Annotated in this window: 12 protein-coding genes and 1 pseudogene; 5 read left to right on the forward strand and 8 right to left on the reverse strand. The window is 38.8% G+C overall.

Features of this window, described 5'->3' with window-relative positions:
* Positions 1-268, forward strand: a 268-nt coding sequence (locus tag C0430_RS07445) for an RNA-binding protein (RefSeq protein WP_290867430.1), incomplete at its 5' end; no start/stop codon positions are given.
* Positions 269-379: 111 nt separating this feature from the next.
* Here C0430_RS07445 and leuB read toward each other — a convergent pair.
* The 4 genes from leuB to leuC all read right to left on the reverse strand — a co-directional run bounded on the left by leuB (position 380) and on the right by leuC (position 5,288).
* On the reverse strand, positions 380-1,435 hold the full coding sequence (leuB, locus tag C0430_RS07450; protein WP_290867433.1) for a 3-isopropylmalate dehydrogenase: 1,056 nt from the start codon (positions 1,433-1,435) through the stop codon (positions 380-382).
* Between the two features lie 40 nt (positions 1,436-1,475).
* The gene (locus C0430_RS07455; RefSeq protein WP_290867437.1) at positions 1,476-2,999 is read right to left on the reverse strand and encodes an alpha-isopropylmalate synthase regulatory domain-containing protein; all 1,524 of its coding nucleotides are present in this window, start codon (positions 2,997-2,999) and stop codon (positions 1,476-1,478) included.
* A gap of 133 nt (positions 3,000-3,132) precedes the next feature.
* Positions 3,133-3,729, reverse strand: a complete 597-nt coding sequence (gene leuD, locus C0430_RS07460; RefSeq protein WP_290867441.1) for a 3-isopropylmalate dehydratase small subunit — start codon at positions 3,727-3,729, stop codon at positions 3,133-3,135.
* 164 nt (positions 3,730-3,893) lie between these two features.
* The gene (leuC, locus tag C0430_RS07465; RefSeq protein ID WP_290867445.1) at positions 3,894-5,288 is read right to left on the reverse strand and encodes a 3-isopropylmalate dehydratase large subunit; all 1,395 of its coding nucleotides are present in this window, start codon (positions 5,286-5,288) and stop codon (positions 3,894-3,896) included.
* 654 nt (positions 5,289-5,942) lie between these two features.
* On the opposite strand from leuC, the gene dnaE reads away from it, so the two are divergent.
* From dnaE to ade, 3 genes are all read left to right on the forward strand, one after another.
* Positions 5,943-10,511 carry a DNA polymerase III subunit alpha gene (dnaE, locus tag C0430_RS07470; RefSeq protein ID WP_290867450.1) on the forward strand — a complete coding sequence of 1,523 codons (4,569 nt, stop codon included), beginning with the start codon at positions 5,943-5,945 and terminating at the stop codon, positions 10,509-10,511.
* 109 nt (positions 10,512-10,620) lie between these two features.
* Positions 10,621-10,938 carry a thioredoxin gene (gene trxA / locus C0430_RS07475; RefSeq protein WP_290867453.1) on the forward strand — a complete coding sequence of 106 codons (318 nt, stop codon included), beginning with the start codon at positions 10,621-10,623 and terminating at the stop codon, positions 10,936-10,938.
* Between the two features lie 271 nt (positions 10,939-11,209).
* Positions 11,210-12,832, forward strand: coding sequence for an adenine deaminase (gene ade / locus C0430_RS07480; protein ID WP_290867457.1), 1,623 nt, complete (start codon positions 11,210-11,212; stop codon positions 12,830-12,832).
* A gap of 129 nt (positions 12,833-12,961) precedes the next feature.
* Here the strand turns inward: ade and C0430_RS07485 are convergent, their stop codons facing one another.
* The 4 genes from C0430_RS07485 to C0430_RS07500 are packed head-to-tail and all read right to left on the reverse strand — an operon-like array spanning position 12,962 to position 15,767.
* Positions 12,962-13,309, reverse strand: coding sequence for a HopJ type III effector protein (locus C0430_RS07485; protein ID WP_290867460.1), 348 nt, complete (start codon positions 13,307-13,309; stop codon positions 12,962-12,964).
* 50 nt (positions 13,310-13,359) lie between these two features.
* Positions 13,360-14,133 carry a hypothetical protein gene (locus C0430_RS07490; RefSeq protein ID WP_290867468.1) on the reverse strand — a complete coding sequence of 258 codons (774 nt, stop codon included), beginning with the start codon at positions 14,131-14,133 and terminating at the stop codon, positions 13,360-13,362.
* Entirely contained in the window at positions 14,130-14,819 is a 690-nt protein-coding gene (gene rsmI / locus C0430_RS07495; protein ID WP_290867473.1) for a 16S rRNA (cytidine(1402)-2'-O)-methyltransferase, read from the reverse strand. Before rsmI ends, C0430_RS07490 begins: the two co-directional genes overlap by 4 nt.
* Complete coding sequence (locus C0430_RS07500; RefSeq protein WP_290867477.1) at positions 14,820-15,767, reverse strand: hypothetical protein; 948 nt, start codon at positions 15,765-15,767, stop codon at positions 14,820-14,822. It abuts the gene before it with no gap.
* Positions 15,768-15,812: 45 nt separating this feature from the next.
* On the opposite strand from C0430_RS07500, the pseudogene C0430_RS07505 reads away from it, so the two are divergent.
* Positions 15,813-15,959: pseudogene (locus tag C0430_RS07505) on the forward strand (thymidine kinase); the annotation flags it as partial.

Here is a 15,959-nt window from a genome sequence, read left to right on the forward strand (position 1 = left end):
TGTAAAAATTATTACTGATAAATTTACTGGAAGAAGTAAAGGATTCGGTTTTGTTGAAATGCCAAATGATGACGAAGCTCAAAAAGCAATTGATGAGTTAAACGGAGCGACAGTTCAAGGTCGTGCTATCGTAGTAAATAAATCGGAACCAAAACCAGAAGGCGAAAGAAGAAGTTTTAACAACAACCGTGGTGGAGATTCACGCGGAGGTTACGGAAACAGCCGTGGTGGAGATAACCGTGGTGGTGGAGATAGAGGAAGATATTAATATTTTCTTTTAAAAACATAAAAAAAGGTGTCAATGAAAATTGACACCTTTTTTGTTTGCTCTCACTCCAAACCCTCTCTGAAGAGAGGGAACTGAAAGTGAATTTTATTTTTAGATATTGGCTGCTAACCAATCTCCAACTTCTTTTGTTCCATAAGCTTTACCACCATCTGCTAAATCTTCTGTAACAATTCCTGCTTCTAAAGCTTTGTTAACTGCATCTCTCATTGCTTTTCCTTCTTCCATTAAACCAAAGTTTTCAAACATCATGGCAGCAGACAAAACAGTAGCCATTGGGTTAGCGATATTTAAACCAGTTGCTTGTGGATACGAACCGTGAATTGGCTCAAACAAAGAAACCTCAGCTCCCATAGATGCAGATGGCATTAATCCCATAGATCCAGAAATTACAGAAGCCTCATCAGTTAAAATATCTCCGAACAAGTTCTCTGTAATCAATACATCATAAGAGTTTGGCCATTGAACCAAACGCATGGCAACCGCATCAACAAATTCGTAAGAAACGGTTACTTCTGGATACTCTTTTTCCATAGCTTGTACCGTTTCTCTCCACAAACGGGATGTTTCCAATACATTCGCTTTGTCAACACAACATAATCTTTTGCTGCGTGTCATGGCTAATTCAAAGCCTTTTTTTGCTAAACGTTGTACCTCATGTCTTGTGTATACACAGTTGTCAAAAGCAGTATCTCCGTTGTCTCTTCTTCCTTTTTCACCAAAATAAATTCCTCCAGTCAATTCTCTTAAGAAAACTAAATCTGTTCCTTCGATTCTTTCTCTTTTTAATGGTGATTTATCCAATAAAGATGGGAATGTAAAAGTAGGTCTTACGTTTGCAAACAAACCTAAGGCTTTACGCATTTTTAACAAACCTTGCTCTGGACGTACTGGCGCAGAAGGATCGTTATCATATTTTGGGTGACCAATAGCACCAAATAAAACAGCATCAGCGTTTTTACAAATTTCATGTGTTGAATCTGGATAAGGCTCACCTACTGCATCAATAGCAGCAGCGCCAGTTAAAGCTGGTTTCCAAGTAATTTCATGTCCAAATTTTTGTGCAATTGCATCTGATACTTTTACTGCTTGATCAATTACTTCTGGTCCGATTCCGTCTCCGGCTAAAAGGGCGATGTTAAATTTCATTATTTTTAGATTGGATTATTATTTTTTTAAATTTCATTTTTTAATTAGAAACCACATTCAGCATCTTCTGCGTTGCCTTAATGGCTGCTACCGTTTGGTCTGAATCCAGACCACGGGTTTTAAATTCTTTGCCGTTGTTGGTCCAAGTGATAATGGTTTCGCACAACGCATCTGAACTACTGCCAGGCGGAATTCGAACTGCATAATCAATTAGTTTCGGCAATGTGAGTTTCTTGCTTTTATATATTTTAGTCAAGGCGTTCATAAAAGCGTCAAACTGACCATCGCCTTGTGCGTGTTCTTCAATAATTTCGCCATCTATTTTCAATTGCAATGATGTCGATGGCTGAAATCCTTTGGAGTGAACCAAAACATAGGATTGAATGACGATTTTGTCTTCGTAAGTCTGGCTGTCCAATACGTCTGAAATGATGTAGGGCAAGTCTTCTTTGGTAACCGTTTCTTTTTTGTCACCCAATTCGATGATGCGTTGGGTTACCAATTTCAAATCTTCATTATTTAGATGTAAACCTAATTCCTGTAGATTTTTCTCGATATTGGCTTTGCCCGAAGTTTTTCCTAAAGCATATTTTCGTTTTCTTCCAAAACGCTCTGGAAGCAAATTATTGAAATACAAATTGTTCTTGTTGTCACCATCGGCGTGGATTCCTGCCGTTTGTGTAAAAACATTGTCGCCAACGATGGGTTTGTTGGCCGGAATTCGATAACCCGTGAAGGTTTCCACCAACTTGCTCACCGAATACAAAGACGATTCCTTGATGTTGATTTTTACCTCTGGCAAAAAGTCATTGATTACTGCAACAACACTCTCCAATGGAGCATTTCCAGCGCGTTCTCCCATTCCATTTACCGTAACATGCAATCCGCTGATGCCGGCTTTTACGGCTTCCATCACATTGGCAACACTTAAATCGTAGTCGTTGTGTGCGTGGAAATCAAAATGTATGTTGGGATATTTAGCCGTAATCTCGGAAATAAACCTAAAAGTATCCGAAGGAATAAGCACTCCCAAAGTATCTGGCAACAAAATTCTTTTTACGGGTTGGGTTACCAAAAAATCCAAATATTGGAACACGTATTCCGGAGAATTGCGCATTCCATTACTCCAATCTTCCAAATAAACATTGGTTGCAATTCCGTTTTCGCCAGCCAAAGCAATGGTTTGCGCTATTTCGGAAAAATGTTGTTCGGGTGTTTTTTTCAATTGGTGGGTCAAATGGTTCAAGGAACCTTTGGTCAACAAGTTTTGAACTTTGGCTCCCGCTTTTTTCATCCATTCGATGGAAAGTCCGCCATCGACAAAGGTCAAGACTTCAACGCGATTGTTGTATCCTTTTTCCTCGGCCCAAGCCATAATTCCTTTTACGCCTTCGAATTCGCCTTCGCTTACACGAGCCGAGGCAATTTCGATGCGGTCAATGTTTAATTCTTCTAGCAATAATTGCGCAATGGTTAGTTTTTCTGCGGCAGAAAATGATACTCCCGAGGTTTGTTCACCATCACGGAGCGTCGTGTCCATTATTTCAATTTTTCTTTTTTTCATTTTAACTGGATGCTAGTGTAATTTCACTAATTTGAAATCAGAATATTGTATTTTTATAAAACACTAAAAGCAGTTACTTCGGCAAAACCCCATAAGGATCGCTTCCGTAACTGCATTTTTTTCAGGTTTTTTATTAGTAAGGAAGCTTGTCGGCGAAGCCCACAATTTCTTCTTTCATGCTTTGCAAGTAATCAATGTCATCAAAACCATTGATCATGTTGTTCTTTTTGTATCCGTTGATATCGAAAGATTCTTTTTGTCCGGTAGCCAATAAAGTAATGGTTTGTTCCGGCAAATTGATTTCCAATTGCGTGTTTGGATCTGCTTCGATAGCCTTGAAAATAGTTTCTGAAAATTCAGGACTCACTTGTACTGGCAAAACACCAATGTTCAAGCAGTTTCCTTTGAAGATGTCGGCAAAGAAAGAAGAAACCACAGCGCGGAATCCGTAATCGTAAACTGCCCAAGCAGCGTGTTCACGAGAAGAACCTGAACCGAAGTTTTTTCCTCCAACAAGGATTTTTCCGCTGTAAGTTTTGTCGTTTAACACGAAATCTGCTTTTGGAGTATCGTCTCCATTGTATCTCCAGTCACGGAAAAGGTTGTCTCCAAAACCTTCACGTTTTGTCGCTTTCAAGAAACGAGCCGGGATGATTTGATCAGTGTCCACGTTTTCTATTGGTAACGGCACTGCGCTACTCGTAAGGATATTAAATTTATCGTATGCCATTGTAATTTTAGATTTTAGATTTTAGATTTTAGATTTTCCTCCGAAAGACGAAATCTTAAAGCTAAAATGTTTTTGTATTAAATAATGTAAATGATTTTTTATCTGAAGTTTTAGATTTAAAGTATTACGCTATTCGCAGTAATCTAAAATCTAAAATTTTCAATCTAAAATAAATCTCTAGGATCCGTCAATTTTCCTGTAACCGCTGCTGCTGCTGCCATAATTGGAGAAGCCAGCAATGTTCTTGAACCAGGACCTTGACGACCTTCGAAGTTTCTGTTGGATGTACTTACCGCATATTTACCGGCAGGAACTTTATCGTCGTTCATTGCCAAACAAGCGGAACAACCCGGTTGACGCAATACAAAACCAGCTTCGGTAAGAATGTCCAAAATTCCTTCTTCCTTGATTTGTGCTTCCACGACGTGTGAACCTGGAACCAACCAAGCAGTAACATTGTCTGCTTTTTTTCTTCCTTTCACAATTTCGGCGAAAGCTCTAAAATCTTCGATACGACCATTGGTACAACTTCCCAAGAATACATAATCAATTGGTTTTCCAATCATCACGTCATCTTCGTGGAAGCCCATGTAGGCCAAAGATTTTTTATAAGTTTCCTCGCCACCTTCCACTTGGTCGGCACTTGGAATATGTTTGGAGATGCCAATTCCCATTCCAGGATTGGTTCCGTAAGTAATCATTGGTTCGATGTCGGCCGCGTCGATGTTTAATTCTGCGTCAAAAACGGCATCGGCATCGGTTTTCAAAGTTTTCCAGTATTCAACGGCTTTTGTCCAAGCTTCTCCTTTTGGAGCATACAAACGTCCTTCCAAGAAGTCGAAAGTTTTTTGGTCAGGAGCAATCATACCTCCACGAGCACCCATTTCGATAGAAAGGTTACACACAGTCATACGACCTTCCATGGACATTTCTTCAAAAACATTTCCGGCATATTCCACGAAATATCCTGTTCCTCCAGAAGTGGTCAATTTTGAAATGATGTACAAAGCCACGTCTTTTGGCCCAACACCTTTGCTCAATTTACCATTTACGTTGATACGCATTTTCTTTGGTTTGGGCTGCATGATGCATTGAGTTGACAAAACCATTTCCACCTCGGAAGTTCCGATACCAAAAGCAATGGCTCCAAAAGCACCGTGGGTAGAAGTATGTGAATCTCCACAAACGATGGTGGCACCCGGCAAAGTAATTCCGTTTTCAGGACCTACCACGTGTACAATTCCATTTTTTTGGTGACCCAATCCCCAGTGAGAAATACCATATTCTGTTGCGTTGTCTTCCAATGCTTTCAATTGATTGGCAGATAATGCATCAGCAACAGGCAAATGCTGGTTTATGGTTGGAGTGTTGTGATCGGCAGTGGCAAAAGTACGCTCAGGGTACAAAACCTTGATGCCTCTTGCTTTTAAACCTAGAAAAGCAACAGGACTTGTAACTTCGTGAATGAAATGACGGTCAATAAAAAACACGTCTGGTCCATCTTCAATTTTACGTACTACGTGCGCATCCCATACTTTGTCAAATAATGTCTTACTCATTTTAAATATTTTTTTAGTGTATTTCTCTTTTTACAATTTTGGAAATGAACCAAAATCATAACAATGGCAGCAAATTTATAAAAAGAATTAAAAGTGTCAATCATGGTATTTACTTATATACGATACCCAACGCAGTTTTTACGACGACGAACTGCTTTCGATATTTGGAACCAGTTTGGTTATCGTCTTTTAATTTGACTTTAATTCTCTTTTTGATATTGTTTCCAATGCGACAATTTTGTTTTTAAATTTTTGCAAATTTATGGCTGTTTTGCCGTAAATAAGTGATTTTGTGTCTATAAATTGTAACAAAACGGATAAAAATAGTAATAATTTGCAAAGTTTTCGACTTCTGTTTATTGACCAAAAAAACATCAATTCTGTTCTTTCGGTCTTCAAACCCGAATTGTTTTGGCTCCCGAAAACGATATTTTTTTGCTAAAATACTACGACATCCAAGAAATAGATATTTGGTTTTTTTTGTGAATTTTGGAATGAATTTTTACGTAAAAACGATTAAAAACCGGATTTCGGATTTCGAGTTCAAGAACAGTTTTTTGTTGATAACTTGCACTCCGTTTTCATTTAAAAAATTCTAAATTTGGAAACTGCTAAATGCAATTTCAGGAAATTGCAAAGCATTAAAATCCAACTATGTACTTAATATTCGATACCGAAACCACAGGATTACCCAAGCGTTGGGGCGCACCCATTTCCGACACGGACAACTGGCCAAGATGTATTCAAATAGCTTGGCAGCTCCACGACGAGATGGGAAAAGTCATCGAGCACCAAGATTATTTGGTCAAGCCCGAAGGCTTCAACATTCCCTATGATGCCGAGCGTATTCACGGTATTTCGACCGAATTGGCGCAAGCCGAAGGAATTTCTTTGACTGAAGTTTTGGAGAAATTCAACCTCGCTTTAAGCAAAGCCAAATTCATTGTGGGTCAAAACCTGGGTTTTGACGTCAATATCATGGGTTGCGAATTTTACAGAATGGGAGTCGAAAGTCCGATGGCTTCGATGCCGATTCTCGACACCTGTACCGAAGTTACCGCTTCCTTGTTGAAATTGCCCGGCGGTCGTGGTGGAAAATTCAAATTGCCCACCTTGACGGAATTGCACCAATACCTGTTCAACCAGCCATTTGCGGAAGCGCACAACGCCACTGCCGACGTCGAGGCGACCACGCGTTGCTTTTTCGAATTGATTCGTACCGAAGTTTTCACCAAACAAGAATTGGAAGTCGAGCAGGAATATTTCGAGGATTTCCAATTGAAAAATCCAAGAGAAATACAACTCATCGGATTAAAACACATCAATTTAAAGGAAGCTTCGGATAAAATTCGCCAGCAATTGGGCGGGCAGCAACAAGCCTCCATATCCAAACAGGAACTTTCAGACAACAAGCAAATATTGGTCGATACCAATTTTGCGCATCTTCATAATCATACTCAGTTTTCGGTTCTGCAATCGACCATTGCCATTGGAGGTTTGGTTTCGGCAACGGCCAAAAACAAATTTCCCGCCGTGGCGATGACCGACACCGGAAACATGATGGGTGCTTTCCACTTTGTGAGCGCGGTGATGAACCACAACAAAGCGGCTTCCGGTAAAAACAAAGCCTTGGTCGAAAGCGGTGAAGAACCCACGGAAACCGAGATTAAACCAATTGTGGGTTGCGAATTCAACATTTGCGACAACCATTTGGACAAAACCAAAAAAGACAATGGTTATCAGGTGGTTTTGTTGGCCAAAAACAAAAACGGTTACCACAATTTGGCCAAAATGGCTTCCATTGCCTACACCGAAGGTTTTTATTATGTACCCAGAATTGACCGAAACATTGTCGAAAAATACAAGGAAGACATTATGGTTTTATCCGGGAATTTATACGGGGAAATTCCGAGTAAAATCCTGAACATTGGCGAAAACCAAGCCGAAGAAGCCTTGCTTTGGTGGAAATCACAATTTGGTTCCGATTTGTATCTCGAAATTATGCGCCACAATCAAGAGGATGAAAATCGTGTCAATACGACTTTGATTGCCTTTTCGAAAAAGCACGATGTAAAGTTAATCGCCACCAACAATACCTATTATCTCAACAAGGAAGACGCCAATGCACACGACATTTTATTGTGCGTGAAAGACGGCGAAAAACAGGCTACGCCAATTGGTCGTGGTCGTGGCTACCGTTATGGTTTGCCCAATCAGGAATACTATTACAAGTCGGAAGAGGAGATGAAAAAACTCTTTGCCGATTTGCCCGAAGCCATTACCAACATTCAGGAAATCGTGGACAAGGTCGAAATTTACTCGCTTTACCGCGACGTATTGCTTCCCAAATACGACATTCCCGAGGAATTCAAGGTTCCCGAAGACGAAGCTGATGGCGGCGTTCGAGGCGAAAATGCCTATTTGAGACACCTCACGATGATGGGTGCCCAAAAAAGATACGGCGATATTACGCCCGACATCCAGGAACGACTGGATTTTGAATTATTGACGATTTCCAATTCGGGTTATCCGGGGTACTTTTTGATTGTACAGGATTTCATCGCCGAAGCCCGAAAAATGGATGTTTCCGTTGGTCCGGGTCGTGGTTCGGCTGCGGGTTCTGCGGTGGCGTATTGTTTGGGAATCACCAATATTGACCCCATAAAATACGATTTGCTTTTTGAGCGTTTCCTGAATCCGGATCGTGTGTCGATGCCCGATATTGATATCGATTTTGATGATGAAGGTCGAGGTCGCGTAATGGATTATGTAATCAAAAAATATGGTGCCAATCAGGTGGCGCAGATTATCACTTATGGTAAAATGGCCACCAAATCGGCGATTCGTGACACGGCTCGTGTATTGGATTTACCCCTTTTTGAAGCCGACAGAATTGCTAAATTAATTCCGGGAATGATGCCGTCCAAATGGAATTTGGCGCGTTTTATTTCGGAAAAAGAAGAAGATGTTAAAAAAGCATTGCGTTCGGACGAATTCGAAAGCGTGAAAGAATTGATTTCAATTGCCAACGAAGAAAATTTGGCTGGAGAAACCATCCAACAGGCGAAAATTCTGGAAGGTTCGATGCGAAATACGGGAATTCACGCCTGTGGGGTTATCATCACGCCATCGGACATTACCAATTTCGTTCCTGTAACTACTGCCAAAGATTCGGATTTATATGTTACACAATTTGATAACTCGGTTGCCGAAAGTGCTGGATTGTTGAAAATGGACTTTTTGGGTCTGAAGACCCTGACCTTGATAAAAGATACCGTAAAACTGGTCAAATATAGAACGGGAATCCAACTCGATCCCGACACTTTTCCTATAGACGACGTCAAAACCTACGAGCTCTTCCAAAGAGGAGAAACGGTGGGGATTTTCCAGTACGAGTCACCCGGAATGCAAAAGTACATGAAGGACTTGAAGCCCACGGTTTTTGGCGACTTGATTGCGATGAATGCGCTCTATCGTCCAGGACCGTTGGAATACATTCCGTCTTTCGTTCGAAGAAAAAACGGCGAAGAACCCATCGTGTATGATTTGGATGCTTGCGAAGAATATTTGGCAGAAACCTACGGAATCACGGTGTATCAGGAGCAGGTAATGCTTTTGTCCCAATCTTTGGCCGGATTTACCAAAGGTGAAGCCGACGTTTTGCGTAAAGCCATGGGTAAAAAACTGATAGATGTCCTAGCTAAAATGAAACCCAAGTTTGTGGAACAAGCTTCGGCAAAAGGACACGATGCCAAAGTTTTGGAAAAAATCTGGAAAGATTGGGAAGCTTTTGCGAGTTACGCCTTCAACAAATCGCACTCCACTTGCTATGCTTGGATTGCCTATCAAACGGCTTATCTCAAAGCACATTATCCCGCCGAATATATGGCAGCGGTTCTTTCGAACAATATGAACGACATCAAACAGGTTTCGTTTTTTATGGAAGAATGCAAGCGAATGGGATTGCAGGTTTTGGGTCCAGACGTGAATGAGTCGTTTTATAAATTTACCGTAAATGATGAATATGCCGTTCGTTTCGGAATGGGAGCCGTAAAAGGGGTTGGTTCTGGAGCCGTGGCAACCATTGTCGAAAATAGAAAAGACGGCAAATACAAATCGATTTTTGATTTGGCCAAGCGTATCGATTTGCGCGCCGCCAACAAAAAAGCGTTTGAAAATCTGGCCTTGGCCGGCGGTTTCGATTCCTTCGTTGGAACCACGAGAGCACAATATTTTCACGACGATGGCGACGGAATTACTTTTTATGAAAAGGCGATTCGTTATGGAGCGAAGTTTCAGGAAAACGAAAATTCATCGCAAGTAAGCTTGTTTGGCGAAAGCAGTAATGTGCAAATCGCCGAACCTATTGTACCTCCATGTGAAGATTGGAGCACGATGGAAAAATTGGCCAAAGAAAAAGAAGTTGTGGGGATTTACATTTCAGGACATCCATTGGACGATTTTAAATTCGAGATGAAATATTTTTGTAATTCTAAGCTAGAATCACTGAAAGATTTGCATCAACACGTGAATAAAAACCTGACTTTTGGGGGGATAATTAGCAATGTCCAACATCGAATTGCAAAAAACGGGAAAGGTTGGGCATTATTTAATCTCGAAGGATATGATGAAAGCTATGAGTTCAAAATTTTTGGGGAAGAGTATTTGAAAAACCGACATTACCTGATTCCAAACAGCTTTACCTACATAAAAATATTGGTAAAAGAAGGTTGGGTAGACAGAGATACCGGTAAAAAAGGCGATCCAAGATTAACCTTTTCAGAATTTAAAATGTTGCAAGACGTGTTTGAAAATTTTGCCAAAAAATTAAATATTTTATTGGACATAAAAGATTTGAATCCTGATTTTATCTCGAAATTAAATGCCGTTTTCCAAGCCAACAAAGGAGACAACACAGTTACTTTCGATATTTTGGAATTGGAAAAAATTAGAAAACAAGTAGAAATACTACCTGAAATCAGTAAAGTGGATAAAAAAACGGAACTCGCATTATTTGAAGACGAGACATCAAGTGAATCCGCAATTTTTACTGATGAACTTTCAGAAGATGAAGAACCTGTTTTAGTTGAAACCATCTCAGAAGTAGAGGAAATAAAGGTCATCACACGAATATCAATGCCAAGCAGAAAATTAAAAATCAAGATTTCTAACGAATTATTGGTGGAATTGGAAAAGCTCCAGGTTAATTTTAAACTGAATTGATAACTAATAACAATTTATAAATAGTTAAATGTAATACAAGTTACACTTCTTAACTCAAATGTTTATTTATCTTTGTGATTCGAAAAAATAAATTAAAAAAACAAAAAATATGGCATTAGCAATAACAGACGCTACTTTTGAAGAAGTAGTTTTGAAATCAGACAAACCGGTAATGGTAGATTTTTGGGCAGCATGGTGTGGTCCTTGTAGAATGGTAGGTCCAATCATTGACCAACTTGGAGAAGAATACGCCGGAAAAGTAGTTGTAGGAAAAGTAGATGTTGATGCAAACCAAGAGTTTGCAGCAAAATATGGAGTGAGAAATATTCCAACAGTTTTAGTATTCCACAACGGAGAAGTTGTAGGAAAACAAGTGGGAGTCGCTCCTAAACAAACCTATGCAGATAGTTTAGACGCTTTGTTGTAATCTTTAGATTATAATTTATATAGAAAGGTTTGACGAAAGTCAAGCCTTTTTTTTATTAATTCCAAAAAGGAAACCTAAACAATCCACATCCTATTAATTCAAATAAAAAAAGTGATTCACCACAGCTTTGCCAATTTCTTAAAGCCGTTAAAAAACAAGTGATAATCTGCTCTATCATAAGAATTAAAAAAAAACCACGAATCTGAGGCAAAAAAATAAATGCTAAAAAAAATCATAGTACTTTTGAATAGCTATTTTTAAATTAAATCAAATGCAAATTCAAGGACAAATTGTCGATATTCAAAATAAACGCATTTATGCTGGCGAAATCACCGTCGAAAACGGAAAAATCACTTCCATAATCGAGAAAAACCACGAAGTACAACAGTACATTATGCCCGGTTTTATCGATGCCCACATTCATATCGAAAGTTCGATGCTCGTTCCTTCCGAATTCGCAAAAATTGCCGTGCTCCACGGAACAGTGGCCACGATTTCCGATCCTCACGAAATTGCCAATGTTCTAGGTACAGCCGGTGTTTATTATATGATTGAAAATAGTAAAAAAGTGCCGTTGAAATTCCATTTTGGTGCGCCATCTTGCGTTCCTGCCACGACTTTTGAAACTGCCGGAGCGACAATCGATTCGGAAGGAATCAAGGAATTGATGGCTTCACCCGACATTTATTATTTGGCCGAAATGATGAATTATCCCGGTGTATTATTTGACGATGCCGAAGTTTTGAAAAAAATCGAATGGGCGAAACATTTCAACAAACCCGTTGATGGTCACGCTCCGGGATTGAGGGGCGAACCTATAAAAAAATACATTTCGGCAGGCATTTCTACCGACCACGAATGTTTTACTTTCGAAGAAGCCGAAGAAAAATTGTCACTCGGAATGAAAGTCCTTATTCGCGAAGGAAGTGCTGCCAAAAACTTCGAAGCACTCATCGATTTGCTGCCAGAAAATTACGAAAACATAATGTTTTGTTCCGATGACAAACATCCCGACGACTTGATTGTGGGACACATCAATTTGCTTTGTGCCCGTGCGGTTGCCAAGGGAATCGACGTTTTCAAAATCCTGCAAGCCGCTTGCGTGAATCCCGTGAATCATTACAAAATGAAGGTTGGATTATTGCAAAAAAACGATCCAGCCGATTTTATTGTGGTCGAAGATTTAGTCGATTTCAAAGTAAAACAAACCTATATCAACGGTGAATTGGTGGCTGAAAATAACGAATCTTTTGTCAAACATATTCCATTTGAAACGCCCAATAATTTCAATATTTCTCCCAAAAAAATCAGTGATTTCGAAATCTTGGGAAAAGGTTCTAAAATTAGAGTTATCGAAGCTTTGGAAGGACAATTGATTACCAATGAAATTCATCACGAATCATTAATCATTGATGGAAAAATCGTTTCAGACACGGAAAACGACATCTTGAAAATGGCGGTTGTCAATCGGTATCAAGATACTGCGCCCGCCATTGCTTTCATCAAGAATTTTGGCTTGAAAAAAGGAGCGATTGCCAGTTCAGTAGCGCACGATTGCCATAATATCGTGGTCGTGGGCACTTCCGACGAAGAAATTTGCCAAGCCGTCAACTTGATTATCGAAAACAAGGGTGGCGTTTGCGCCGTAAATGGTTCCGAAAACAAGATGTTGCCTTTGCCCGTTGCCGGAATTATGAGCGACAAAAACGGTTGGGAAACTGGAAAATTATATCAGGAAATTGATGCTATGGCGAAGGAATTAGGAAGCAATTTGAAAGCGCCTTTTATGACGCTTTCGTTTATGGCTTTGCTCGTGATTCCCGATTTGAAATTATCCGACAAGGGATTGTTTAGCGGGAATAGTTTTTCTTTTGTGGACTTGGAAATTTCTTAACCATATAAGGCATATAAGGTCATTTAAGGGAATTTTATTTAACCACAAAGTTCACAAAGAAGGCACGAAGGACACAAGAAATAATCCGTGAAAATCCGTTCAATCCGTGTTATCCGTGGCCCAAAAACATTAAGCCTTCGAAGTCAAAGCTTCTCCTTGAAATTGGATTCCGTTCCATCCTAATTTTATGAAATTACGGATATTTTGGTGATTGGTTCCTTCCGGATCGCCCAAAACTTCTTCAAAATAGTAGGCTCCAAAACAAGCCAATGTTTCTTCTTGGGACAAGTTTTGCAATTTCGCAAAAGCAAATAATTTACAGGAACCCGAGTTTTGTCCTGCTTCATTGTGTTGTGTTCCATTGTCAAAAGTTGTTGGCGTAAAATCGTAATTTTCTTCAATCACGGCAATGGTTTCTGGAAATGTAATTGCGTTTGGAGTTTGTTTTAATTTTTCTAAAAAAGTGGTAATGCTCATTATGTATTAAATTTTGTTTGTGTTATTCTTTACCCTTATCATTAATGTTTTTATAGTTCGTCACATTCTGTTTTAATACTACTAAATATTTTATTAAATTCTTTTTCCATTGTGCCGTCATCATTCAATCTATTTATTGTACTGTTGCCACAATTCCACCAACCATAGGTCATCAATTCAATTTTTGCATACATTAGCCTTTCTTTAGAGTTGTATTTTTTATAATACTTTTCCATAAATTTTTCAGGAGCTCCATTCTTGCTTTTTTGTTTTTCAACTAAATTCTTCCAAGCATTCAAAAGCACTATCGAGTCATTAGATGATAAGACTTGGGCATATTCGTTACAATATTTTGAAAATCTATTATTTAACAAAACTGAAGGTTTGGTGTATGCTTCAATTGTGATTTTTTTCAATTCATATTCATCTTCTAAATCTTGCAATCTCAATTGTTTAATTTTATTCCAAAAAGGGCTTGAAATTATTTCTCTATTATAATATTCCTTTTTGGCAACATATTCAGATGTCAATTTAGACACACTTAATTCATTTATATCTTCTATAAAATGAGCATTAGAATTAGTTTCTAAGGCAATACCAGAAAAAGTAAACCACAAATCATAAGTGTTTTTCAATTGTTCATTTGAATATTTTTTTGGGTTATAAGTCCCTGTATTTTCACATAATTCTGTTGTCCAAATAAAAACCGCTGTTGTATCACTAATAGCTTTATAAGAATTTAATTTGCTATTTGCTTTATTTTTGTCAGAGCAAGACATAATCAAAAATGAAGATATGATGATGGATACAATCTTTTTTATCATTGTTTTGTTTTTACAGAAATTTTCCCTGCAACCACCACCACGATTTCTCCTTTTGGCGGTTTGTTTTCGAAATGGGTTAGCACCTCACGAGCCGTTCCGCGTACATTTTCTTCGTGCAGTTTTGACAATTCCCTCGAAACACAAATTTGTCGGTCTTCGCCAAAATAAGTGATGAATTCGGCTAATGTTTTTACCAATTTATGAGGCGAAACATACAAAATCATGGTACGGGTTTCTTCGGCTAATGCCAAATATCGGGTTTGTCTTCCTTTTTTTTCCGGCAGGAAACCTTCAAAAACAAATTTGTCGTTTGGCAAACCGCTATTGACCAAAGCAGGTACAAAAGCCGTGGCACCAGGTAAACATTCTACCTCAATTTTGTTTTCGACACAAGCTCGCGTGAGCAAAAATCCGGGATCGGAAATCGCCGGCGTTCCCGCATCCGAAATCAAGGCGATGGTTTCCCCGGCTTTCAATCTTGAAATTAAATTCTCGACCGTTTTGTGCTCGTTGTGCATGTGATGGCTGTGCATGTGCGTGCCAATCTCGAAATGTTTCAGCAATTTTCCGCTGGTTCGGGTATCTTCGGCGAGAATCAAATCGACTTCTTTCAAGATTCGAATGGCCCGAAAAGTCATGTCTTCGAGGTTGCCAATGGGCGTTGGGACAATGTATAATTTACCCATTTAAGCGAATTTTTTTTCGATGATTTCTATAAAACGTTGTTCATAATCTTCTTTTCCTTCCCAATCGCCATAATCGGGTTTTACCATGTCTTCAATAAAATTGCGGGCTTCCTCAAAATTATCGTAAGTAATCAATTGGTTTAAAACACGGTTGTAATCTTCGTCACTATTACCAAAAAGATTTTTCACAAAACCGATTCTGTCATTCAAGTCGATGCTAATTCCGTGTGCCAATTTATCATTGAGCGGAACTGGTTTAGGTTCAATATCTTTCGGTTTTACTTCCATTTCAGCCAAAAGCTTTTCTCTTTCATTTTGAATATTGGTTTCTTTTGGAATATCAAAATCCAATGGATTTACTTTTTCTTCATTATCATCGACTTTTACAAACAAGGTTTCCGTGTAATCTCCGCCCAATAAATCCATGAAAGAAATTTGGACTTCTTCGGGTTTGATGTGAATTTGTTCGTCTGAAATTTTTTCTTCCTCCTCTACTTCTACTTCATCTAATTCAAAAGCTGGCGAAAAGTCAACTCCACTTAATGTTTCCTCCGAAGATGCCGGAACTATTTCTTCTTCCAGTTCAAAGACCACTGGTTCTTCCTCTAAAATTTCCTTGCTCCCATCAACTACAACTTCATCAATAATGGATTCCTCTTCAATCTCATTGGCTTCAATTTCATCCACGACAACTTTCTCTTGAACCTTCATTGGTTTGCTATCCGACAAATGGTTTTCTTCAAAAAATTGTTTCATTTTTGCTACAATTTCGGCTTGTCCAATGGTTGGTTTTACTCCCTCAAAATGTTCTTCAACAAATTGTAAAATCGCCAATTTTTCATACAATTTTCTTGTTTCAATACACAATTGATTGATATCAGATTTGTTTTTAATTTGCAATACCCTGTGCGCTATGCTCATTAAGTCGGCTTCCAATTTTTTCTTCATAACTTTTGAAATTATAGTGAGTAAGATGTGTCTTTTTTAATAAATTTGTTTTCGTTACAAAGTAATAAAAATTATTCATTTCTAAAGTCCGAAAAATACAAAATGTTTCTCGAAAATACAGTAAATCATAAAGAACAATTTGGTTGGATCGAAGTTATTTGCGGTTCCATGTTCTCGGGCAAAACCGAGGAA

It is taken from the genome of Flavobacterium sp. (assembly GCF_013823965.1).
Taxonomy (GTDB): Bacteria; Bacteroidota; Bacteroidia; order Flavobacteriales; family Flavobacteriaceae; genus Flavobacterium.